We start from the raw sequence: 24,770 nt of genomic DNA, 5'->3' as shown, positions 1-24,770 counted from the left end.
GATTTTATCTATAAGAACTGTCAGATTAAGTCTGGATTAATTGAGCTTAATCATCTTTTTTAGCTGGTTTTTATCATATTGTATGTCTTATTGGTTTTAACGTGTTCTGAATAAATAAGAAAAATAATATGAAGCTAAAACATAAGTTTAATCTCATTATTGTGCCAGCGGTTGTGTGTGGTTTTATGCTATTGGCAACACTGACTATTTACTTTAGTTTGGCCACCATGAAACAAACAGCTGAAAATACAGTAAGTGGTAATAGTGCATTGCTGCAAAAGAACATTGATAGTTGGTATCAGCATAACCAAGGTATTATTAGCGCACTCATTCGCAGCCCATATATACGTGAAACGTTACAAGCTAATAATGCTTACATAGACAATCGCATCTCGACAGGCAATAACGTCTCGGAGGTTGCTGAGCAACTCTCTAAGCACTTTGCGGCCTTAGCTTCTGAATTTCAATTTAGAAACCTCGCTTTACTCAATAAACAAGGTGTCGCCATCGCAGCAAGTAATCAGCAGCGTATTGGCCAAAGCTATCAGCAGCTTCCTTATGTTAACGCTGCATTTAACCAAGCAGATATTGTTATCTCTAACCCGAGAAAAAGCCGAGTAGACGGTAAGTTATTGGTCACTTTTGCGAAACGGGTTCAAGGTGAAGGGGTGTTATTTGCCAGTATCCCACTGGATAATTTTTACCATGACTTTGTTGATATTAGCCAACATGATGAGCATAGCTATGCGTTTATTTTATCAGCGCAATGTGAGCTTATTGCTCACCCATTAATAGACAGCCAGCGAGCGTTTGCGTCACACCAAGCATTGTGCAAACAACAAGGTGGCATCGTTGATTTTGAAGAGAATGGGGTCGCGTATCTTGGCTCAATCAGGCAACAAGCCAGTACGGGGTGGATCATTGTCAGTGCTACCGATAAAAAAGTTATGGCCGCAAGCCAGTCTCAATTAATACTGCTGAGCAGCATTGTGGCCTTAGTTTCATCATTATTGATCACAGGGCTTATTTTAGGGTTAGTGAATGCAATAACCAAAGGGTTAGGGACAATGGTCACCGCAGTCGATGATTTATCGGTAGGAGATAGCAATCTGACCCACCTTGATGCCAAAAAGTGGCAAGCACTATTACAACGCACTGATGAGCTAGGCCATATGAGCCAGTCAATGAAGCAATTAATTGAGATGCAAAAGCGCCAAGTTGCTGCGGCTGAAATTATCGCATCTGGTGACTTAACTTGTCAGCCGTCGGTAGCCGGTGAGCGAGATCTGTTAGGGCATGCGTTGGTTGAAATGGTGCATAACCTCACCTTGTTGACGGTATCGGTAAAGCAAAATACCCAGCAAATTATCAGTGCGACAGAAGATCTGAATCATCACAGCAACAGTCTGGCACAAAGTGCCACTGAGCAGCTAACGTCAGTAGGCTCGATCAGTGCAGCGTTGCAAGAAATAGACAGCCAGATCCATTTAACAGCTAACGCAACAGAAGAAATGAACCAAAAAGGTCAATCCGCTTATTTAGCTGCTAAAGCTGGTAATGATCGAATGCAAGCCTTGAGGGTCGCTTTACAAGATATTCATGTTTCAGGTGAACAAATTGCCACTATCATGCGAGAAATTACCCAGATTGCTGAACAAACTAACTTAATTGCACTTAATGCAGCCATTGAAGCGGCACGGGCAGGAGAGTTTGGCCGAGGGTTTTCTGTGGTGGCAGATGAAGTAAGAAACTTAGCAAGTCGCAGCGCTGAAGCGGCTGATAAAACGGTGAAATTAGTGCAAGTGTCGTTAACTAAAATGGATGAAGGTAATCTCGTTGCAGAGCAAACTGGCCTCGCATTCAACGATATTGTGGCTCACATGAGTTATTCAGCAGAGCAGCAAGATTTTATCGCTCAGGCAAGTAAGGAGCAGGCGTTAGCAACGTCGGAATTAACAGAAGGCTTGGCGCAAATAGATGAAGTTGGCCAACAAGTGGGTATGATTGCTAATGAAGTCTCTGAACAGTCTCAAGGACTGTCGCACTTAAGTACCAATTTAAAAGCTGCGAGTGATAAATTTACTATAATAGAAACTCACTAATGGAGTTATCGATATAACTCAGGTGATGTGGTTGTGGCTGGCTACAACTACCTCTATGAAAGTGCTCGTTAAATTGGCATAGGTACAGGTAAAGCAACAATCATATCCCGGTGTATATCGGTCGCGGCAAAAGGACTTATTGCCATGAAAGTGTTTCTTAATGTTTTCTTATTTCAGTTTCTTTGTATGTTCATTTGGCTAATACCTGTCGCTGGTGCGATGGCAAAACCCTATTCTTTTGTTGGTATCCAAGGGCTAGCAGAGCAGGAAGTCGGGGCCAGATTATTTGATGGATTTTGCAAAAAGTACCAATTAAATTGTGAAATTGAAATGTTGCCTGCAAGCCGAGCTGAGCTTAATGTGTGCGAAGCTAAAAGTGCCGGTGAAATCATGCGCATATGGGAATATGGCATTGATAATCCCGATCTCATTCGTGTTCCCACTCCTTATTACCACTTAAAAACGGCATTACTGGTTCGCAGTGATAATCGCCTCAATATATACTCGCTAAAAGATATCGTCGATGTCAATGTGGGAGTGATCCGTGGTGTTAAACATACCGAACAAATTGACGTAAACCCAGATAAGTTATTAAAAGTGGCGTCTACTGAGCAACTCATGCAGCTTTTAGTTAAAGGTCGTATTGATGTGGCGGTGACCAGTCGTTTAGATGGTGCAAGTACATTGAATAAGATGAATATCGACAATGTGATGATATTGCCTGTAGAGCTACAAACTTACCCCTTATATGTGTATCTGAACAGCGAATATGCCCATTTGGCTCCTATATTGGATAGCGCCATTAACGAAAGCATTAACGCTGGATTAATGGAGCAATGGCAGGTAGTCGCTGAACAATCCGTGATATCAAAAATTCATTAGCTTTTTCACTCATTCATTGGTTATGCTGACGTTATACCGTTAAAAACGTGAACTAACTGAACATATTACGGGGTGATAGCTTATGTTGAATAAAATGATAATTGCGTTGGTATCGTTAATGTTATTGGGATGCAGTGCGTCAGAGGCAAGCAAACAAAAAGCTGCACTTTATCAATTTGATGAGCTGACTGAAGTCACCAGTATTGATAACTTTAGGATGGACGGTTGGCGAACTATGGACAATCGCACAGTGTTTGTTGATAGTCGACCAAAACAAACTTATCTCATTGTGTTAAGTGGGGTAAATACGAATTTAACGTTTGCAAAGGCCTTGGTTATTACATCTCGCATGGGTAAGGTGACAGTTGGGTTTGATACCGTATCAACTGGCGACGCTCCGCAATTTAAAAGTCAAATTAAGAAAATTTATCAAATCGATAGCAAGGAACAAGAACAGCAAATTCGTGACAAGATTGCTGGATTTGAAAACATCAAATAAGCCTTTCAGCTGTTAATGTTCAACAAGGGAACTGGTTTACTCAAGTTGAGTCGCTGAGGTTAAATAGTGAAGATCTTATTAAAAACGGTTTTTTACTTGAAAACGCCATTCCCAGTCATCGACTTTTTCCCCACTGGTAAAAGGCACGGCTAAATCAATATGACCTACGCTACCATAGCTTGATTTTGAGGAGAAAACTCGCGCACCAATGCCGACACTGCCTATAGGGGAGCTGACCTCGTTGTTTTCATCAGGTCCGCCAAAGGCTTGGCCTATATCAACAAAGGTTGCCCAACCTAATTCAGCTAATTGGTAAAGGTTGATGTTGGGATAATACCTAACTTCACCTGTGAGTAACCATTGATTATCACCATATTGGTAATCATTGGGATACCCCCTAACTCCAGTGTCATCACCTAAAGCAAAAGGTTTATCAAGGTAATTGTTTTTCGAGGTTGCCAGCCGAGTTTTAGCGTAGGCAGTCCATTTAGGATGAATTTTATAAAAGTACTCAGCTTGAGCGCTAACATTATAAAAGTCTTTTTGGCTGGTATTGATGCTAGCTTGGCCACTGAAATTGAGTAACAGTAAGTCTTTTTCTAGTTGATAACCTCGGCTAGAGCTAACATTAAAATGGTAGCCGATATTATTCCCCTCACTAACATCATTGGTTTCAAAACCAACTCGAGCATAATGGCGCCAGCCTAAATTAAAATCCTCATTATTGTTGATCAAGTGAATATTGGTAAAAACCTGATAGTCATCTTGCAGGTATTCATAACCTATCCAAGGGTAAATAAAATCTCTATTTTGAGGTAAAGGACCATCGGGGAACGTGTCACTGGCTGCAAATTGATGTTTATCCTGGGTAATACCGAGTGTTACTCTTGAAAGATCTGCGTCTGTTTTATTTAATAACCAACCAAAAGACAAGGCGGCATAATCAACGTTATGTTCGAATTCATTAACGTCTTCACCATTTTGTCTCAAAGTATCAATACGTTGATCTGTTAAGTACTCTGCAAAATACTGATCCTTTGTGTCCAATGAGTAAAAAGGCTTAGTAAAGTACAAGTGGGTTGCTTGGCCATCACTGTTGTCATAAATATTGGCAGATACAGTGGCATGTTGAATAATTTTGAGTGGGGCGGTAACGCCAAATTTATAACCCGTTCTATCAGCATTAGATTGATACTTAAGGCGAGTTTTAATCCCAAGTCCCATTAAGTTATCTTCTTTAATCCCGACTGAATATTTGGTTTCACCGCCACTTGAACTTAGACTAAATGTGGGGAGTAGCGACCAGTTATCCCAGGTTTCAACCACCACGGTTTGCTCATCGGAGTCCGCATCGGGCGCTTTCTGGGCAACATATATTTTTGCATCACGTAAGTAAGGTTCAGCACGTAATAACCGTTGTGCTTCAGCAAACGTTTTTTGAGTGACTTGTTCACCCTCTTTAAAAGTGAGCTTGTCGAGAATAGTGGGTTCAGTGGTATTAATGTGTAGCCAATTCGCCCAATGATGGATAAAAAAGGCATCAGGGTCACTTTCGTCAAAAATAGCATTACTCTGCACGATAATGTTATCAACAGTAATGGTGTTATTTTGATTTGCTGTCTCACGGTCTTTATCGCTTTGATTGGGTACAGTTAGCGGTGCTTGTGAGGCTAATACAAGCACGGGAGACATCATGATGACTAACATAAAGCTCCAAGCGCAATGGGTAAGCTTTATTGATGCGTTCGTTGTTTTTATTATGGTTACCTATACTTATTTTAATGGCCACAAATGAGAAGTCTTGAGTGCTATGTATAATTGAATTAGCTAATTAAGTTATTGACCTAATAGCAATTAATTATTGCACGATCATTTTTAGTGCAAAGGTTTAGTGGCTAAGATTAAGTATGGCGGGTATTTGAAATTTCGCAGATTATTTACAAAAATTATTGGTTTGACTGAGAGAGTCAATAAAAAAAGGAGCCTCATCATGGCTCCTTTTTGATATCAGGGGAGATAGTAAGCAAGGTTTAGAAGCGACCGACAATACCGATACTTGCGCCAAAGCCATCTACATCAGAATCAAGTACTTTAGATACTTCAAAAGTTGCAGAGAAAGCGTCAGACATACGCAACCAGTACGCTGTCTTAGCTGCAAAATCATTATCTGAACCGTCGTCAACATATCCAAGCCCAACAGACCAAGCTTTAGTCACATACCAGTCAGCATTCAAATTGAAGATGTCGTCATTGTCAGTGTGAGTCCACATAGCGCCTAAATCGATGCCTGTTGTGGTTTCAAAGGCTAGAAAGCTGCGAATTTCAGCACCGTAGAATGACTCAAAATCATCACTGCCATCGACATAGAATGCCGCGACTTTCGAGCTGTCATTGAAGTAGTAACCCGCTTCGAATTGGTAAAGGTTGCCACTGAAATCGCCGATTTCAAAGCGATTGTATTCAGCACCAACAAACCATTTTGAGTCAAATACATAAGTTCCATCAATACGAACAGTGTCAGTATCTGCATCATCAAACATTGAGTAACCAGCACCAATATTAGTGGTTTGCGCTAAAAAACCATTCAATGCATATGGGCCATTATCTTGTGATACTGGCTTGATGTAGTAGCGGTAGTTTAGATCCCAAATACCATCGCCGAATTCTTCAGTATTAGCTGAATATTCAAGACCTGCTTCGTGTTGAAACGGAGCATCTTGTGCTGCGATTGCAGGAAGTGCGAATAGACCAGATAGTAGTGCTAAAGCGGTAACGTTTTTCATCAATCATTCCTTTATTTGATTATTATCGCTAGGTGATTCAAGCAAATAAGGACATGGAGATATCAAGGTCGGTTGATTCATCCATTGAACCTGAATTACGGCCTAACATCATAGTCGGTGCCGCATGCTTTCCTAGCGGCGCAGAAGGTAATACAAATCAGAATAAAAAGAAAATAAAAAATACGAAATAACATAAAATTAATTATTTATCATGATGTTATTACGTAATAAGTAATGTATTTGACTGATTAAGACATACTTTGAGGTAAGGGAAGGTCAAACCGTGTGCTCCTATATTAATAGGGATGACATGCTTTGACCTTAACGCTGAGATTAAAGGCTACGTTTAGGAGGCACAATCACGTTTGCAAAAATTAAACCTGCAATAAGTGACATAAAAATTAAAAATACCTGTGTGCCTAAATGAGCCTGGTTTAGCATGGTCTCACCTGAGATCATTGCATTTAAACCAATATAAGTTTTACTACCTGGAACCAAAATAACAATACCTTGAAGCAGTGCAATTGATACGGGTGCTTTCATCCAACGAGCATAAAGGTTTGAATAAATGCCAACAGCCAGTGCGCCAACAAATATACCAATCGACTCCCCTAGGTAAAGACCGCCTAACATAGCCGAGAAATACGCCACAATACCTGCGCAAATTCCCCAAGGTGAGTCTTTGATACGTGCTTTAAAGATGATAACCAGCGCCATAGACAGTAATGGAACGGCTGCCCATGAGGCATAGCGAGGGAGTAAATCGGGTTCAATATACACAGATTCGCCAAACATCACTTTACCCAAAGTCATGCCAAGTACAGCACCAAAATACAATTTAAAAAGCAGCATGATCGCATCCATGATCCTTGCTGTGCCTGATATTAAATCTCGAGCGGCAAGCTCAGCTAAACCAAGTGTGAGCGCTAAACCAGGGATAAAAATAATGATCCCTGACAAGATGACCACGGGTATATTGATGCTGGGATCAACCACCGCTGCAATACCACAGGTTAAAATCGCACAGACTACAGCCGCTAACGGTTCAAGCATTTCAGCGACACGTTTAGATTTTTCTGCCCAAAATACTAATCCGTAAACTAGTAAGCCCAGCATGCCAGACCAAAAAACATCGTTCCAGCTGGTATCCATTAGCATCGCAAACGCGCCAGCACTCACCCCAAAGGACAATAACGTTAGCCCATGGCCGTAAGGGTTAGGTTTATTGGCAATTTCTTCTAAACGCTCGAGTGCTTCACTCAGGGTACGTTGCCCTGTACTAAGCTCTTCAACCAAATCAAAGGTGCGCGCCAAAGAGCCTAAATCCAAGTCACCGGGTTTAACCCTGGCAACATGGTTATATTCTTGTTCGGTATCGTGCTGCAAGACAAAGGTCATTGAGGTGGGTGATATTAAAAAGTATCCCTCAATTCCTAAGGTCGAAGACACCGTTTGTAAGTGGGATTCAAGACGGTAAGCGGGCGTACCGAATTTATGCAGGGCTTTGCCTAATTTTATGATAAATCTGCGTTTTTCAATGAAGTTGTCATCGTTCATTAGGCGTGCGTCACTCTAGTTAACATGGGTAGTAGGTCAATGGCGCGAATAGTAACCGAAATGAGGTTGGCTGAATACCTAAAAAGCAGCAAAAAATTGTTAAAAAGTTGATAATTCCATTTTGTTTCAATGTGTATAGAATGAATACTCAATTGTAGTCACTATTTGGCTAAATGCCGTAAAAATAATAAAAAGGAAATATCACACATGTCATTGATGATTTCAGGGTTCTACGCCAGCTTAACCGTGCTACTTGCAATAGGTTTGTCCATCAGAGTGATTAAGCAGCGAAGGGTCAATAAAGTCGGTATTGGCACTGGTGGTAATGCTGATTTAGCGTTGGCAAAGCGTGTCCATGAAAACTTGCTAGAAAATGCTCCTCTTGCACTGATTTTATTCATGCTGGCTGAGTTTAATGGGTTACCTGCAGCAATATCGCATTGTTTTGGTACCGTGTGGATTGTGGCGAGATTATTACATGCCATAGGGTTAACTGCTGCTAAAGGCGGTGTTCACTTTGGCCGCGTTTGGGGCGTATTGTTAACTTGGGTTGTGATGGTTGGCTTAGCGATTGTAAATATTGGATTTTTTATTGGTTTATAACAATCAGTTTTAGCCTTAAAGACAAAAGTCATTGTTTTTAATAAGGTTATAGAAACCTATAAATAGCTTAAAAACCTTATTTATGCTGCTTTTTTAGTCACACTTAGTGTGATGTAACTGCTATACTCCGCCTCCAGAAAAAAGTTGGGTGAGTTGAACTAAACTTGGTTAAGTGCAACTCACCAGATCGATGATGTTTAATGTAGGCAAATCTCATGCAAGTTGAATCCACGCTATTTAATTACCCAAGATACTGGGCCGAATGCTATGGCACGGCACCGTTTCTTCCTATGTCTCGTAAAGAGATGGATCAGCTTGGTTGGGATAGCTGCGATATTATTATTGTCAGTGGCGATGCTTATGTCGATCATCCAAGTTTTGGTATGGCTGTTATTGGCCGAATGCTCGAAGCGCAAGGGTTTCGAGTGGGGATTATTTGCCAGCCAGATTGGTCGAATAAAAATGACTTCATGAAGCTAGGTCGCCCGAATTTATTCTTTGGTGTTACTGCGGGCAACATGGATTCGATGATTAACCGCTACACCGCAGATCGTCGTATTCGTAGTGATGATGCTTATACGCCTAATGATGAAGGCGGCAAACGCCCCGATCGCGCGGTTACTGTTTACACCCAGCGCTGTAAAGAAGCCTTTAAAGAAGTGCCCGTCGTTATTGGGGGTATTGAGGCAAGCTTACGCCGTATCGCCCATTATGATTATTGGTCAGACAAAGTACGCCGTAGTGTTATTTTTGATGCCAAAGCCGATATCCTAATTTATGGTAATGCCGAGCGTCCGCTGGTGGAAGTCGCTCACCGTATTGCTAACGGTGAGAAAATGGCTGACTTGCACGATATTCGTGGTACCGCAGTTATTCGTCATGAACCATTGCCGGGCTGGAAAGGCATGGACTCACGTAAATTGGATCAATTGCATAAGATTGACCCGATCCCAAACCCATATGGTGCAGATGATGTTGGCTGTGAAAAACTGTCAGGGCCAACTGATAAGAAAATTTTTGATAATGATGCGCCAAAAGCTATCAGTGTCCAGCCGCCAAGACCCAAGCCATGGGAAAAAACTTACGTACTATTGCCAGCCTATGAAAAAGTCGCTGATGATAAATATTTATACGCTCATGCATCACGTATTTTGCATCAAGAGCAAAACCCAGGCTGTGCGCGTGCGTTATTTCAAGCCCAAGGAAATCGCTCTGTTTGGGTCAATCCGCCAGCTTGGCCATTGAATACTGACGAAATGGACGCAGTATTTGATTTGCCGTATCAACGAGTGCCGCACCCAAGTTACGGCAAGGCGAAAATTCCTGCATATGACATGATTAAAACCTCGATTAACATTATGCGAGGGTGTTTTGGTGGTTGTTCGTTCTGTTCGATTACAGAACACGAAGGGCGCATTATTCAAAGTCGTTCACAAGAATCAATCATCAAAGAAATCAAAGATATTCAAGAAAAAGTACCTGGGTTTACTGGGGTGATTTCAGATCTTGGTGGGCCAACGGCGAACATGTATCGTCTTGGCTGCACCAGCGTAAAAGCGGAAACAACGTGTCGTCGTTTATCCTGTGTTTATCCAAGTATCTGTGGCCATTTAGGGACAGATCATAAACACACCATTGATTTATACCGAGCAGCACGTGACGTCCCAGGAATTAAAAAGGTACTGATTGCCTCTGGTGTACGTTATGACTTAGCCACTGAAGATCCACGCTATGTTAAAGAGCTGGCTAAACACCATGTTGGTGGCTATTTAAAAATTGCCCCAGAGCATACCGAAGATGGCCCACTCAGTAAGATGATGAAGCCGGGTATGGGCAGTTATCATAAGTTTAAAGAGTTATTTGATTTTTACTCTAAAGAAGCGGGTAAGAAGCAGTACTTGATCCCGTACTTTATTTCTGCGCATCCAGGGACTACAGATGAGGACATGCTGAACCTGGCGTTATGGCTTAAATCAGAAAAGTTTAAGCTAGACCAAGTTCAGAATTTTTATCCATCGCCAATGGCTAATGCGACTACCATTTATCACACTGAGCTTAACTCACTTAAAAATGTGAAACACAGCAGTGAAGAAGTGACCGTACCGAAAAAAGGTCGTCAACGTCGCTTACATAAAGCATTGCTACGTTATCATGATCCCGCTGGCTGGCCTCTTATTCGTGAAGCACTTGTTGCTATGGGTAAAGAGCATTTGATTGGCCACGGCGTCCAACATATTGTTCCGCCAGAAGCGCGTAATGAGCGCCAAGGCTTTGGTGCTAAAAACCGTGGCAGTAAGAGTGACGGCAGTAAAAAAGCATTCACCCGTTTTTCTGGTAATCAGTTTGATGATAGAAAGTCATCAGGCAAGAAACCCACACCTGCGAATAAAGCTAAGGCAGAAGGCGGCACCAGTGGGAGCGGGAAGTCATCGGATAAGGGTAACAATGCAGGCAAAGGCAAAACTGGCTGGTCACAAAAGAAAAAGCCGTTTAGCGCTAAAGGCACTGGTGGTGCAGGCCAAAAACAAGGAAAACGCCCTGCGAGAGCGAAATAATATAAGGCATGGCTATTGTTAGCTCTATGACTTAACCTTGTTACATTAAAACCGTCTTTATAGACGGTTTTTTTTCAGGTTTAATTAAACAATCACTGTTAGTGTGAATAAAAATAATGAGATCGATACTAAAAGGAATAATAATGAAAAAAATATTGATCGCTGGTGTAATCAGCAGCATGGCGCCTGCTATTGCAATGGCACATGCCCCTAAAGACAACCCACAACATCAATATTTTGATGCAATCGCCGCATACTGCGGTAAAGCGTTTGCCGGTGAAGTGACAGCTGGTAATGAAGCTGACTCTGCTTTTAGTAATAAAGCGTTAATCATGCACGTACGTGAGTGCAGCGATACTGAACTTAAAATTCCTTTCCATGTAGGTGATGACCATTCACGTACTTGGGTGATTACCAAAACTGAAACAGGCTTGCGTCTCAAGCATGATCATCGTCATGAAGATGGTACTGAAGATAAAGTCACTATGTATGGCGGCGATACTGCTGATATGGGCAGTGCGACTCAGCAGTCATTCCCAGTTGACCAAGAGTCGATTGATAACTTTAATGAAAACGGTTTAACGGCGTCAGTAACTAACGTGTGGCACATGTATATTGAGCCAACCACATTCACCTATCGTTTAACGCGTGAAAACCGCGACTTTAGAGTCGACTTTGATTTAACCAAGCCTGTGGCATTACCGCCAACGCCTTGGGGACACGAATAAGAGCTAATTAGGTTCAAGTTTAGAGATGAGAGTTAAAACCTTTTTTCATAATATGAGAAAAGGTTTTTTTATGTTTTTTACATTGCTTAATGTACATAAATTATCAGTAAATCAATAGTTAAAGTTATCTTAATAATTTTGATAAGTTTTCTTTTTAAGTATTACCTATATCTACAACTAATTGTTGACAGTATGTTAAATGAATGTATATTGTTGCAAAATTTTATTTAATATCAAGTGTTAAACTGTTATGAAAAATACATCATGGATGATGAAGCTGTTAGTTACTGTATTCTACTTTATTTCGTTTGGGGTGATTGCTGCACCTGGAGGCTGGGAGGCGCCAGCTACGCCTCTGCTTAGTGGTACGAAGTTATCTTCAGGGATTAGTTTAAATTGGAATGCTGCAGATAATTGTAGTTCTTTTAATTTTGAGATAGAAGAATCTATAAATAACTCAACTTGGGTAAAAGTTTTTAATGGTACAGGTAAATCCGATGGCGTAGCTTTCAGTGCAAGTTCATCAAATGCATCAAACCTAACATCAAGCAGTACTTTTATAGGTGGCGGTTGTGTAGGTACCGGTAATATTGCACGTACAACATACCTCTCTGGAAGAAGTGGCCCTGTATATTATTACAGAATTCGAGCTTGTTTGTTGGGCGCATGCAGTCAATATAGCTCTCCTCTTCAGCTTGGTGCACCTTTATCATTTCCAACTCCAGCTAGTATAACTGTTCCAACAGGTACAGTTAATGGTGAATTTTTAATTAAATTGAGCAAGGTCACTGGAGCCCTTAAATATGAGGTGCAGCAGCAATTCAATAATGGTGGCTGGGTAAATATATATAGTGGTAATAATATTGCTGTCGGGGTAACGCCATCCAATTCAGGAAGCTATAAGTATAGAGTGAAGGCTTGCTCAAGTGCTATTTGTAGTGGTTGGAGAACTTCTTCAACTGTGACCGTAATCCTGCCCCCTTCTAATCCCACTAGCATAACTGTTCCTCCATCTGACAATAATGGAGCTTACTCCATCAGTTGGTCATCTGTATCTGGAACAACGTATAACTTATATGAAAAAAAGAACAATGGCTCATGGTCATTAATCAAGTCTAGCACCACCGCATTATCATTTAGTGTTTCAGGTCGAACAAATGGTACTTATAAGTACTTAATTCGTGCTTGTAAGTCAGGTATTTGCAGTTCTGGGAAGGAATCGAGTTCAGTTACAGTCTTATTTCCTCCACAGACAACACCTGTCATTGTTCCTACTAATATCATTACGACTGGTACTTATGACGTCAGTTGGAAGCGGCCTTCTACAGCGACATTTTTTAATTTACAAGAGAAGCTTGGTAATCAAAGTTGGAGGAGTATTGGCACAAATCACTCAGGTTTGACTTATCGCATTTCTGGCAGGGAATCAGGTACCAATGGTTATAGAGTTAGAGCTTGTAATAGCTCTGGCTGTAGTGCATGGAGTGATACAAGAAATGTCACGGTTATGCATACTCCGAGTACCCCAACTAACATCAATGTTCCTACTACAACAGTAAAGAATGGTTCCATTGTGATTAATTGGACTGCCGTTGCTGAGGCATCACAGTACACTTTGCAAGAAAGTAAAAATAACAGTAGCTGGGCAACGGTCAGTAACTCAATTACCGCGACTAGTTATACTCGTACTGGTAGGGGAAATGGTAATTATAAGTACCGAGTGAGAGGTTGTAATGCTGGTAGTTGTGGTGGTTACAAAACGTCAGGAAACGTAACTGTTTTCTTACCTCCAGCAGCCCCCTCACAAGTGACGGTACCATCTTCAACTAGCTTTAATGGCAGCATATTAATTGGATGGAATGCTTCCAGCACGACCACTAAATATACATTGCAAGAGTTAAAGAGTGGGGGGAGCTGGACTACTGTAAGTTCTTCTATTCCATCAACTACAACTTCATATAACCGAACAGCTAGAACTACTGGCAAGTACAATTATCGTGTAAAAGCCTGTAATTCATCAGGCTGTAGTGGGTATAAAACATCTTCAGCAACTTATGTCGTCAAAACACCTAGCTCGATTTCAGTGCCAGCAAATGATGTTGATGGCGCATATACTGTCAGTTGGGCAGCGGTTTCAGGTGCCACAAGTTATCAACTAGAGCAAAAAGTTGGCAGCGGCAGTTGGACGAGTATCTACAGTGGCACCAGCCTTAGTAAAGCCGTTTCAGGTCTTGGAACAAATCAGTATCAGTACCGAGTTAAAGCCAAATATGGTTCATTGAGTGGTGGTTATCGTACCTCAGCAGCAACTTATGTCGTCAAAACACCTAGCTCGATTTCAGTGCCAGCAAATGATGTTGATGGCGCATATACCGTTAGTTGGGCAGCGGTTTCAGGTGCCACAAGTTATCAATTAGAGCAAAAAATTGGCAGCGGTAGTTGGACAAGTATCTACACAGGCAGCGGTCTTAGTAAGGGAGTATCAGGTCTAGGTTCGAATCAATATCAGTACCGAGTCAAAGCCAAATATGGTTCAGTTAGTGGTAGTTATCGCACCTCAGCAGCAACTTATGTCGTCAAAACACCTAGCTCGATTTCAGTGCCAGCAAATGATGTTGATGGCGCATATACTGTCAGTTGGGCAGCGGTTTCAGGTGCCACAAGTTATCAATTAGAGCAAAAAATTGGTGGCGGCAGTTGGACGAGTATCTACACAGGCAGCGGTCTTAGTAAGGGAGTATCAGGTCTAGGTTCGAATCAATATCAGTACCGAGTCAAAGCCAAATATGGTTCAGTGAGTGGTAGTTATCGTACCTCAGCAGCAACTTATGTCGTCAAAACACCTAGCTCGATTTCAGTGCCAGCAAATGATGTTGATGGCGCATATTCTGTCAGTTGGGCTGCGGTTTCAGGTGCCACAAGTTATCAATTAGAGCAAAAAATTGGTGGCGGCAGTTGGACGAGTATCTACACAGGCAGCGGTCTTAGTAAGGGAGTATCAGGTCTAGGTTCGAATCAATATCAGTACCGAGTCAAAGCCAAATACGGTTCGGTGAGTGGGTTATATAAAACGTCTTCGGTGATGTCAGTGTTGTTGCCTCCGGTTACTCCAATCACTATTTCAGTACCTACAACTATAGTGACAAATCGGAATATTGGTATTCAGTGGAGCGATGTAACTTCTGCAACTAGTTATAACTTACAGCAAAGTATTAATAATGGCGCATGGTTAAATATAGCAACACAATCAACGAATAGTTTTGAGCAGCAGGTAGAAGCTGATGGCGAATATAAGTATAAAGTTAATGCTTGTAATGAATCTGGTTGTAGTGGTTGGAGAGTTTCGGCGAATATAACAGTCATACTTCCTCCTGCATGGAGAACTACAGAGGCTGCTACAGTAGCTGATGCCGGTGGGAGTGATCGCGCGCCATCTGAAATTATCGATTTAACAGCTGCCGTGTTGAAAGGAAAATCAGGCGTTTCTGGTGGTCAAGCCAGTTATCAAATCCCTATTGATTTACCACCAGGTCGAAATGGTATACAGCCTAAAGTATCACTGAGCTATAACTCCCAAACTGGCAATGGTATTGCTGGTGTTGGTTGGTCACTTAACGCTGGCTCTGCTATTAGTCGTTGTGGTGCAACCTATGCGCAAGATGGGTTAACGCGAGCGGTTACCTTTAATTCAGAAACTGATAGGCTTTGCTTGAATGGTCAGCGACTTATAACTTCTGACGACTATGGTACCAGTGGAGCAGAATATCGCACAGAGATGGACACCTTCGTTAAAGTAGTGCAATCAGGAGAGATAAATTCAGCATCAACCAGTTTTAGTGTACATCGCCCAGATGGTTCTGTAGCAACTTATGGTGGTACTGCTAATAGTCGCTCTGTCCCCCAAGGGTTGAGTACAACATTGAACTGGAAATTATCTAAAGAATCTTGGTCTGAGGGGCTGAATACAATAGATTATCAGTATTCTGACTCTTCTAATGGGGAGCATTTACTTGAAAGAATTTACTACACTGGAACAGAATCGCAATTAGGTTCACGGAGCATAAAGTTTAATTATGAGGAGCGTGGTGACATCCGAATTAGCTATTTAGGTGGCGGTAAAATTAGTGCTTTAAATCGACTTAGTTCAATAGAAGTTTATCAAAACTCAAATGACTGGATTTCGCAATATGATCTCGCTTACAAATCTAGTCAAAGTAGCAATCGTTCATTATTAAATACGGTAATTCATTGTGCTAAGAAAGATGGTTTAACACAGTGTTTGCCTGCAAATAACATCAATTGGCAAGACCATCAGTATATCTCAGAGCCAACAGCTATTACGTTTGGCGAGGAAATACAGTTTGAAAATGTGATGGAGTTAAATGAGTTTGAGCCAATTGGTGATACAAATGGTGACGGTGTTCTCGATTGGAAAGGTTTTAATACTAATGCCGAGACAGAGATTGTTAATCAAAATAATTTGAGTTTTGATAATACATGTAAGTATAAAAATGATATTGCACAGTATACATGTATATCTTTCGATGCAGATAATGATGGTATTACAGATCTTTATAAGATAAAAAATGATTATTTATATATTAATTTATCAAAAGATAATAGAGGCCTTGTCAATACTAATATCCAATTAGAGGAGATGGGGAGCGTTGGGGTAAAATCGGAAAGGATTTTAGCCGCACAAGACTTTAATGGGGACGGTTGGGTAGATCTAGCTATACTGAGGTTTAATAATAAAGGCTGGGAAAGTCCTGTTGTATATCTTCATACTGGAGAACCGAATCAACCATTTAATCATGTACATCAAAATTTATATCAATTTGATAGAACAAATGACTTTTATTCCACATTTGTTGGAGATATAGATGGCAATGGGTTGAGTGATATTCTCGTATCTAAATCGACTTTTTATGATAATAGAAGAAATAAACATAGTCATCCCAATGGTGAACCCTCTCACTTTTTATTAAATAAAAGTACTCCAACGTCAATTATTTTTGAAGAGAAAGCAATCAATGAATCTGTTCGTTTAGGATTGAGTAGACCAATAAATGAAGATAAGTTTGAGAAATCAATTTTCCATTATTTGATTGATATAAATGGTGACGGAAGACAAGATTTTTTGAGTTGGGATACTGGATATCTTGGTGCACATATTAATAATGGTCGCGGTGAATTCTTAGATGTCATTAACTTAGGGGCTTTTTTCAATACCAGAAGTTACGATATTGATGTGAATAAAAGTACAAATGGAGAGCCAGACAATAGAACAATTTCCTATCCAAGGTATTATGATGCATTACGAATTGGTGATGTAGATGGTGATGGGATAAATGAACTTTTAGTGCCTGGTGAGCGAGTTGTTAAAGCTTGTACAGAAATCTACGACGGTTATCCAACACAAAAATTACGAACAATTTGTGGGGCGAGTATATATGGCTCAATAGAAGGTCCTGATAATACGACATCACTTATTCAAGCCAATAAAGCTGACAGATCGATTTACCAGTACGATGCGATATTTTTTGATGTTACAGAGCTAAACGATGTTAATGCAACGAGAAAAAGCACTCAGTTTTTTGGCGGAGTTCAACAAACTAATTTTATAGATGCTTTTGGTGATGGACTACTTGATTCGTTATTTGTTTACCAAAAGCCAAATGCAGCCTTTTGGTATGAAGATATAGACTCTAGGTTTGGTACGAAATATGGTGCTTATATTTCAAGAAATAGAGGCGCAGTTGAAGAAACGATACAAGATTCAAGCTATCAGCCTACAGATTTCTTAGCATCCGTTACCGATGGCATAGGCAATCAAAGCTCGTGGCGTTATCGTCCGCTCTCAACAGGCGAAGCCAGCGCAGGTCAAACCAAGATGTACCAGACCGACCACGAATATGTCGGTGATGGTTACATCCACTTTGGTTCTAGTATGTATGTGGTACAGTCCTTCGAACAAAGCAACGGTATCGGCGGCAGCAATAAAACTGAATACGGCTACAAAGGCGCTATGTATAACCTGCAAGGCCGTGGTTTTACCGGCTTTAGAGAGATTATTGAAAAAGATATAGCAAGAAATAAAACTGTGCAATCTGTCTTTAAGCAAAAGTTTCCTGAAGTCAGCCTGCTAGAGTCGCAAACGGTGAAAGTAGGTGGCACGACCGTTGCTCAAACCACTAATATTTGGGCTGATAATCCACAGCACAGTATTAACGGCGTGTATCACAACGTGAATACTCAGTCACTCATTGAGCATTATGGACTTAGTGGTAGTAGTGAGCAGCGCTCTAGCACCTTGCAAACAGTGGATGCGACAGATGTTACTGAAAACGGTAATATTAAAAAGCGCACCCAAACCGTGACCGACTATATCGATGGCGGTGCAAACAGCTATCGAACGATTGTCGAAACCAATTACACACCTGATATTGATAGTTGGTTCTTAGGTAAGTTTGCAGATAAAACCACCAAGAATAGAGTGACTTCACGTGACTGGGCAAGTGACCCTTATAGTGGGGCAGATGCTGAGCAGTCACAAACCATGACGGTTGATGAATGGCATCCATTGCACCATAAGCCTATTAAGGTTATCCATACTGCCAGCGGCAGCACCTGTGATCGGGAAGAGACCACGGTGCTGAATGACTACGGCTTGCCAACTTCGGTAACCATTAACGGTAGTACAAGTGATTGTGGCGCCATGGCCGCGCGAACAACTGGCTTTACTTATACTAAAGACGGTAGCTCATCTTCGAGCGATGGCTACTTGCCCTATACCGTGACTAACGCAAAGGGTCATGCGACTACAACTAAGTATGATATGGGGTTAGGCGTGCCGACGAAAGTTACTGCGCCAAACAACATGATTACCGAAACGCAGTATGATGCTATTGGTCGCCCCGTGCAGGTTGAACAAACGGGTAAACCGACCCAATACCTGCGTTATTTGTTAGCGCAAAAAGGCAGTCACGCCCCAAGTCATGCCAAACTACTAATGCGTATGATTTCAGCGGGGATACCGACTCAAGAGGTGTACTCTGATAGTTTAGGACGTCAGTTGCGCAGCGCCACCCAAGCATTTGATGGTAGCAGTTATCAATATGTGGATAAACGCTATGACAGCCTTGGCCGCCTCACCCATGAATCCTTGCCTTATTATGATGGGAGTCAAGCCGATTATACGGTGTTCAGTGGTTTTGATGCCTTTGATAGACCAAGTACTCGCAGCTTACCTAACGGTCAATCAGGCGGCTTAGTATCAACGTATACTTATTATGGCTTAACTACTGATATCACCGTTGAGGGGCGCACCATGTCGCGCACTTACGGCATGCAGGGTCAGCTTTATGAGACTGTCGATGCGGCTAGCGGCAGTAACCGGTTTACTTATGACGGTGCAGGCAGACCGCTTATCATTGAAGATGCTAATGGTAGTCAAATTGTTGCCAGTTATAACGGCTTTGGCCATAAAACGCAGGTTGTTGATCCCAACCAAGGTACCACCATTTTTGGTTATAACACTTTAGGTGAACTAGATAAGCAAACAGATGCCAATGAGGTTATGCAAACATTCTCGCACGATACCTTAGGCCGTATCACTGCAAAAAACATTACGGGCAGTAATGCCGATGGCAGCGCAAGTTACACATGGGATACCCTTAAACAAGGTATGCTTACCAGTGAAACCCAAAATGGAATAACCCGAAATTATACCTACACCAATGTACTACAATTAGCCAGTAGCTCAGTTAAGGTAGCGAGCAGTGTAGGCGGGGATAATGTTACCCGCATCATAAGCCATCAATATGACGGATTTTATGGTCGTCCTAAAGGACTTACTTACCCCAATGGTTTAACTCTAGAATATCGATATAACGATGCAGGGTACCTTGCACAAACTCGTAATGCTGCTTCACAGTATGTATATCGAGACATTACTCAAATGGACGCCGCAGGACATATTACTGGAAGCCAAATGGCCAATTCGTTGTTAGAACAAACGAGTGATTATAACAGTGAAGGCACTATGGCAAGTACTGAAGTTTCAAGCTCATTGGGCTTGTTACACAGCCATTACTATGATCAATATGATAGTTTCATGAATTTAATGGAGGAACGAAACGGTGCTACAGGCTTAACTAAAAGTTATGAATACGATGAGCTAAATCGTCTCGAAAAATATACTTATAGTAACGCAGGTTTTGCCATTTATGATAATACAACTCCGTTTGCTGCTACTGTAAATTATGGCTACGATACAGTGGGTAACTTGCTTAAAAAGACAGATTACAGTCGCAATACGGCTAACGCTTATGAATACAATAGCAGCTGTGCTTCAGGCAGTAATGCTGGGCCGAATGCGGTATGTGCTATTACTAAGTTAAATGGCTCGCGAGTGCAATTTAGCTACGATAGCCGCGGTAATTTAATCAGTGGTGATGGGCTTACCATGACCTACAATGCGCTGGATAAACCATTAACTGTGGTAGGGCGTGGGCCGAACAACACCAGCACTGGTTTTGTGTATGGCAGCGATAATATGCGTGCGCTACAAACCCGTACCGTCAGCGGCACGACTACTAAAACCCATTATGTCGATAAGCTATTTGAAGCTGATAACGATGGTAGTTGGCGCGCTTACATTGGTGATATTGCGTTATTGAGTTACACCCCAGAGCGCAGTCATCAGTTGCTGTACACCTTGCGTGATAGACTGGGTAGTGCAACAACCATGGTCGATCACCAAGGTAATATTATCTCGCAGCGCTACTTTGACCCGTTTGGCCGAACTGCCACGGCGAGTGTGGCCGGCAGCTTAGGCGATCTGATTGAGGCCAATGGTAATCGCCGCGGCTTTACCGACCACGAACATTTGAATGAACAGCAGCTAATTCATATGAACGGTCGGGTGTACGATTACAACATGGGTCGCTTTATGTCGGTGGACCCGTTTATTCAATCACCGACATCAACCCAGAGTGTGAATCCGTATTCGTATATTATGAATAATCCGCTAAGTGGGACGGATCCGACGGGGTATGCAAGTGAAACCATGACCGGTTCTAGAATTAAAGGTGTTGATACAGGTGCGCATGGTGCAGCTTTTGGTGCCAGAATTGAAATGGGTAAAAAGAAAGCAAACTCTGGTGCGAAAAAATCTCAAAAAACTGCGAAATCTGATGCAAAAGTGAGTAATATAGGTGGGCAGGAGAGTATTGCGCAACAATGGGGGGAGATAGTGGTACCAATGTAAGTCAAAACTATTCAATTGAGATTACAGGTACTATTGAACCTATTATTGGTAGCCCGACCAAAGGCTACCTGAAGTCACTTGTTAATGGCTTAACCATTGGGATAGTTTATGGAGACATTAGCTCCATCCCAGCCTTGAATGCAGACCCAATAGACAGTGCAGACATAGAAGCTTATAAAGAGCAAGCGGGAATGGAGCAGTACGCAACGGCAATACTTCCGGGTAATGCCGCTGCCACAGCAACAAAAACTCTTCGAAGTTTACCTATGCAACTTCATCACTTTGCGACCAATAAAAGCAAAACCTTTACTCCTGCAATGGAAAAGATTGCAGATAAGTATGGTCTCAAACTTGATGATATGTGGAATAAACAATCATTACCACACCTAGGTCGACACCCCAACGCATATCATCAATTTGTACTAGACGGCATGAGGCGCTCCCATAAAGAAGCAAGGGGCAATGTAGATACATTTTTATCAGGTTTCGATAAGTACATTAAGCAACCCGTACTTAATAACCCGGAACTGTTAAGAAAAAGCGGTTGGAAATAATTGATGAATTTTTATTATTTGCTGCCACCTGACGATTCGGTGGTAGCAACTATTTCAGATGAATGCGACATTGACTTTATCGATGAATTGCAAACAAGTGCTAATGATATTTTATTTAATATAAACTCTGATGCAAACTATGACATTCTCGCTAATGACCTTGGCTGGCCATTGGTTTCAAAGAGGGTAAAGGATGTTATAGACTCAGTTGTAACTGATAAGTCACACTACATTTGGCATAAAGTAATTGTTGCATCACCATGTAGCAGAAATGAATGTTATGTGCCACAGTTTTTAAAAACACATGATATTCTTGACACTTCGAACTCTATATTTGCTGAGGGAGGTTTTGTTGTTAAAGCATGTATTGAACCAGCTAAAGCTTATGGCATAGGGATATTCCCCATCCCCGGCTCCGATTCAAGAATAATAATATCGCACGATGTAAACCATGCTTTAAGAAAGAGCGGGATTAATACAGGGCATTTTGAAGCGGTATCCACAACACCACCTCAACATCACTAACCTTACTCTCAAATAATTGCCCACCGATCTCCGATCGGTGGGAACCCGCTTTATCCATCATCACAACTTCAGCATTACTAGCAATTTACCCGGCTGAAAACATTCCCATTTTGAGGCAAAAATAAATAGACACCCATAGTTAATGGCATCAATCGTGACTTCCTACTAAGCTTGATTTGAGCATTAAACAAGGAGGTTAAAAAATAAATAGACACCCATAGTTAATGGCATCAATCGTGACTTCCTACTAAGCTTGATTTGAGCATTAAACAAGGAGGTTATGATGCCGCGCCCTCGTAGAAACCAAATTAGTCTTGAAGACACCCCTTACTATCATTGCTGTAGCCGCGTGGTTCGCCGCGCCTTCTTATGTGGTGATGATAAATACACAGGTAACAACTATGACCACAGACGTGGATGGATTGAATCACTCATTCTTGAACTGACGGATGTGTTTGCCATTGATATCGCAGCTTATGAGTAAGACTAATAACGATAGAGACTTCTGCGGGCGTAAGCATATCAGACAGTCTATTGACTTCTGGCAGCAGAATAATATTAAGCCACTGCCATTGTTGGCAAGGACATGTCGATAGACCTATTTACAAGTGAATGTGCAACCCATTACGGTCGAGTTTCACGGTGCTCCACGAATTTAAGGCAATCAAACTGGCAAAGTAGCGCTTCAAATCTTCGGTTGAAAGGTTATCAGGACATGCATCGAAATAAGCTCTAATGCGCCTGACAGCGTAGCTTCGTTCAACAAGATCATTAATGATAAATCACAATCCATACGAATTATCGTACAGCTTATTATCTGCTTATTAGTTCTGAACTGTAATCTCATCACATCATCTATTGGTTATTCTTGTATCAAAACTGGTAATAACACTTCCTGTAAATTGGTAATATCATCCCTTGTGGGTTGGTAATGCAGCCTGACCGCTGGTTAAGTTTGTTATGTTATTTGGTCATGTTGTCATATCCATTGGTAGTGAATATAAAAACTATTCTACAACAACAGCTCGGTTTTTATATAAGGTGCTGTTTATATGATTTATTTTTATCAAATAGAAAATGTGTCAAGCCAATGCGTTAGTCTTTTTTTATGCTCTAGTTACTACCAATTTAGTTTTTTGGTAATGCTTGGGTCACTATTTTGGTTGACAACGATATGTTGTGGTGGTTATATTTTGTTTAACACAAAGTTATAGGTGTGAATAAGTTGTTAAGAGTGTAACTGTGTTAGGTAAGTTGTCTATGATTCTATGCATTGCAATTAATCATAGCTCTTTGATCATATACAACAAAGAGTTCTGCTTCTTTTTACAACGAAATTAGATAATTTTTGGTGTTAATTAGAAGCAAAGTCTTACCTATTTTTATTACGTTTTTCGGGGTTAGTTAAGTTCATGTGTAGGTGCGCCACTATATGCTGCGCATATAGGTATTCTAAGAAAGCGTTGAAAATATTAAGCCGAACAATACACGAACATATTCAACAAAGAGATCGTAAATTATCAAGGATTCCAATATCAACACATATAAATCTTACCGACATTTTCAAAGGAAAATGTGTGACGTTTTTGCTGCGCTAGTTTTTGCTTTAGCTGTTTTTAGCGCATCACTCAATGCTCAGGAAATTGAGGGGAATACGCTTATTCCTAAGTCACACACTAGCCTTGCTGAAGGTGTTTTACTGGGGGATTTGTCAAAACTCGATCCGCTTAAAAAGCCAGGTGAAAATTTTGACTTACTCGATTGGTCATTAACGTTGCCAACCGATCTCAACGAAGATAAAAAAGCTGATACCGTCTATGAGAAATCATTAAGTAAAGGCTTTAACTTAAAGCCATTTTTTTATACAGCAGATGATGGTGGCTTGGTATTCGCTTGCCCAAACGTAGGTGCCAAGACCTCAAAAAATACAAAATATGCGAGAACCGAACTACGCGAAATGCTACGTAGAGGTAATAGTCGAATAAAAACGCGTGGCCTGACTAAAAATAACTGGGTTTTCAGCAATGCGCATGGTTCGGCGAAAGCTAAGTCTGGGGGAGTTGAAGGCAGTTTGGAAGGGACTTTGGCAATAAACCGAGTATCTACCACTGGTGATGAAAAAAAGGTCGGACGCGTGATCATCGGCCAAATTCACGCGACGGATGACGAACCCATCCGTTTATATTACCGAAAATTACCTGGCAATTCGAAAGGGTCTATTTATTTTGCCCATGAAATAAATGATGGTGATGATATTTGGATAAATATGATTGGCTCACGTTCACATACTTTGTCAGATCCTGATGACGGCATCGCCTTAAACGAAAAGTTCTCTTATAAAATTTCCGTCGAAGATGAAGTGTTGTTCGTCACTATAATCAGGGAAGGTAAGCCTAATATTACTAAGTACTTTGATATGAAAGATAGTGGTTACAGTGCTAGTAACCAGTATATGTATTTTAAAGCGGGTGTTTATAACCAAAACAATGGCGGCGCTGATGGTGATTATGTTCAAGCTACTTTCTATCATATCCATAACACGCATAAAGGGTATAAATTTTAGCGCAGTTAATACATCAATTTAAAACTCGTAACTCGTAACTACAACTATTGGTTATATTTTTATTTAAATTAATAGGTTAGAAATTTTGTTTGGGTTTCGTCTGTTGAAATTAATATAGCGCTAATTTAAATATAAGAATTTAAGGCAG

The 24,770-nt window shown here is 41.1% G+C and carries 13 protein-coding genes and 1 pseudogene; 11 read left to right on the top strand and 3 right to left on the bottom strand.

From position 1 onward, the window contains the following. Window positions 1-128: 128 nt before the first annotated feature. From SJ2017_RS19545 to SJ2017_RS19535, 3 genes are all read left to right on the top strand, one after another. Window positions 129-2,102, top strand: coding sequence for a methyl-accepting chemotaxis protein (locus SJ2017_RS19545; protein WP_080917058.1), 1,974 nt, complete (start codon window positions 129-131; stop codon window positions 2,100-2,102). A gap of 144 nt (window positions 2,103-2,246) precedes the next feature. Continuing rightward, complete coding sequence (locus SJ2017_RS19540; protein WP_080917057.1) at window positions 2,247-2,984, top strand: substrate-binding periplasmic protein; 738 nt, start codon at window positions 2,247-2,249, stop codon at window positions 2,982-2,984. A gap of 82 nt (window positions 2,985-3,066) precedes the next feature. Further along, window positions 3,067-3,483: a DUF6491 family protein gene (locus SJ2017_RS19535; RefSeq protein WP_065110367.1), complete on the top strand. Its 417-nt coding sequence runs from the start codon at window positions 3,067-3,069 to the stop codon at window positions 3,481-3,483. Window positions 3,484-3,561: 78 nt separating this feature from the next. Here SJ2017_RS19535 and SJ2017_RS19530 read toward each other — a convergent pair whose 3' ends face one another. The 3 genes from SJ2017_RS19530 to SJ2017_RS19520 all read right to left on the bottom strand — a co-directional run bounded on the left by SJ2017_RS19530 (window position 3,562) and on the right by SJ2017_RS19520 (window position 7,823). Then, complete coding sequence (locus SJ2017_RS19530) at window positions 3,562-5,190, bottom strand: ShlB/FhaC/HecB family hemolysin secretion/activation protein (protein WP_080917055.1); 1,629 nt, start codon at window positions 5,188-5,190, stop codon at window positions 3,562-3,564. A 323-nt stretch (window positions 5,191-5,513) separates the two neighbouring features. After that, on the bottom strand, window positions 5,514-6,266 hold the full coding sequence (locus SJ2017_RS19525) for a putative porin (RefSeq protein ID WP_080917052.1): 753 nt from the start codon (window positions 6,264-6,266) through the stop codon (window positions 5,514-5,516). 333 nt (window positions 6,267-6,599) lie between these two features. Next, entirely contained in the window at window positions 6,600-7,823 is a 1,224-nt protein-coding gene (locus SJ2017_RS19520; RefSeq protein WP_055025525.1) for a threonine/serine exporter family protein, read from the bottom strand. Between the two features lie 207 nt (window positions 7,824-8,030). Between SJ2017_RS19520 and SJ2017_RS19515 the strand changes: the two genes are divergently transcribed. The 8 genes and pseudogenes from SJ2017_RS19515 (at window position 8,031) to SJ2017_RS19475 (ending at window position 24,622) form a co-directional block, all read left to right on the top strand. Beyond that, window positions 8,031-8,426 (top strand): MAPEG family protein, encoded by a 396-nt coding sequence (locus tag SJ2017_RS19515; protein WP_080917050.1) that lies wholly within the window; start codon window positions 8,031-8,033, stop codon window positions 8,424-8,426. Between the two features lie 215 nt (window positions 8,427-8,641). Beyond that, window positions 8,642-10,981: a YgiQ family radical SAM protein gene (locus tag SJ2017_RS19510; RefSeq protein WP_080917048.1), complete on the top strand. Its 2,340-nt coding sequence runs from the start codon at window positions 8,642-8,644 to the stop codon at window positions 10,979-10,981. Window positions 10,982-11,178: 197 nt separating this feature from the next. Then, entirely contained in the window at window positions 11,179-11,709 is a 531-nt protein-coding gene (locus SJ2017_RS19505) for a hypothetical protein (RefSeq protein ID WP_420820593.1), read from the top strand. Window positions 11,710-11,959: 250 nt separating this feature from the next. Beyond that, complete coding sequence (locus tag SJ2017_RS19500; RefSeq protein WP_080917043.1) at window positions 11,960-20,980, top strand: RHS repeat-associated core domain-containing protein; 9,021 nt, start codon at window positions 11,960-11,962, stop codon at window positions 20,978-20,980. Continuing rightward, window positions 20,953-21,534, top strand: a complete 582-nt coding sequence (locus SJ2017_RS19495; protein ID WP_080917041.1) for an AHH domain-containing protein — start codon at window positions 20,953-20,955, stop codon at window positions 21,532-21,534. Before SJ2017_RS19500 ends, SJ2017_RS19495 begins: the two co-directional genes overlap by 28 nt. Before the next feature lie 3 nt (window positions 21,535-21,537). Continuing rightward, complete coding sequence (locus tag SJ2017_RS19490; RefSeq protein ID WP_080917039.1) at window positions 21,538-22,059, top strand: imm11 family protein; 522 nt, start codon at window positions 21,538-21,540, stop codon at window positions 22,057-22,059. Between the two features lie 283 nt (window positions 22,060-22,342). Continuing rightward, a pseudogene (locus SJ2017_RS19485) lies at window positions 22,343-22,537 on the top strand (transposase); the annotation flags it as partial. A 1,095-nt stretch (window positions 22,538-23,632) separates the two neighbouring features. Further along, window positions 23,633-24,622 carry a polysaccharide lyase family 7 protein gene (locus SJ2017_RS19475; RefSeq protein WP_080917036.1) on the top strand — a complete coding sequence of 330 codons (990 nt, stop codon included), beginning with the start codon at window positions 23,633-23,635 and terminating at the stop codon, window positions 24,620-24,622. Window positions 24,623-24,770: the final 148 nt, after the last annotated feature.

The sequence above is a fragment of the Shewanella japonica genome (genome assembly GCF_002075795.1).
Classification (GTDB): Bacteria; Pseudomonadota; Gammaproteobacteria; order Enterobacterales; family Shewanellaceae; genus Shewanella; species Shewanella japonica.
The sequence above is the reverse complement of the archived record's forward strand: the minus strand, read 5'-3'. Positions and strand labels throughout refer to the sequence as shown.

Coding starts and splice junctions, on each gene's coding strand:
- SJ2017_RS19510 (WP_080917048.1), top strand. CDS start 8,642: ATGCAAGTTGAATCCACGCTATTTAATTACCCAAGATACTGGGCCGAA.
- SJ2017_RS19500 (WP_080917043.1), top strand. CDS start 11,960: ATGAAAAATACATCATGGATGATGAAGCTGTTAGTTACTGTATTCTAC.
- SJ2017_RS19545 (WP_080917058.1), top strand. CDS start 129: ATGAAGCTAAAACATAAGTTTAATCTCATTATTGTGCCAGCGGTTGTG.
- SJ2017_RS19530 (WP_080917055.1), bottom strand. CDS start 5,190: ATGTTAGTCATCATGATGTCTCCCGTGCTTGTATTAGCCTCACAAGCA.
- SJ2017_RS19495 (WP_080917041.1), top strand. CDS start 20,953: ATGGGGGGAGATAGTGGTACCAATGTAAGTCAAAACTATTCAATTGAG.
- SJ2017_RS19505 (WP_420820593.1), top strand. CDS start 11,179: ATGGCACATGCCCCTAAAGACAACCCACAACATCAATATTTTGATGCA.
- SJ2017_RS19490 (WP_080917039.1), top strand. CDS start 21,538: ATGAATTTTTATTATTTGCTGCCACCTGACGATTCGGTGGTAGCAACT.
- SJ2017_RS19475 (WP_080917036.1), top strand. CDS start 23,633: ATGTGTGACGTTTTTGCTGCGCTAGTTTTTGCTTTAGCTGTTTTTAGC.
- SJ2017_RS19525 (WP_080917052.1), bottom strand. CDS start 6,266: ATGAAAAACGTTACCGCTTTAGCACTACTATCTGGTCTATTCGCACTT.
- SJ2017_RS19520 (WP_055025525.1), bottom strand. CDS start 7,823: ATGAACGATGACAACTTCATTGAAAAACGCAGATTTATCATAAAATTA.
- SJ2017_RS19515 (WP_080917050.1), top strand. CDS start 8,031: ATGTCATTGATGATTTCAGGGTTCTACGCCAGCTTAACCGTGCTACTT.
- SJ2017_RS19540 (WP_080917057.1), top strand. CDS start 2,247: ATGAAAGTGTTTCTTAATGTTTTCTTATTTCAGTTTCTTTGTATGTTC.
- SJ2017_RS19535 (WP_065110367.1), top strand. CDS start 3,067: ATGTTGAATAAAATGATAATTGCGTTGGTATCGTTAATGTTATTGGGA.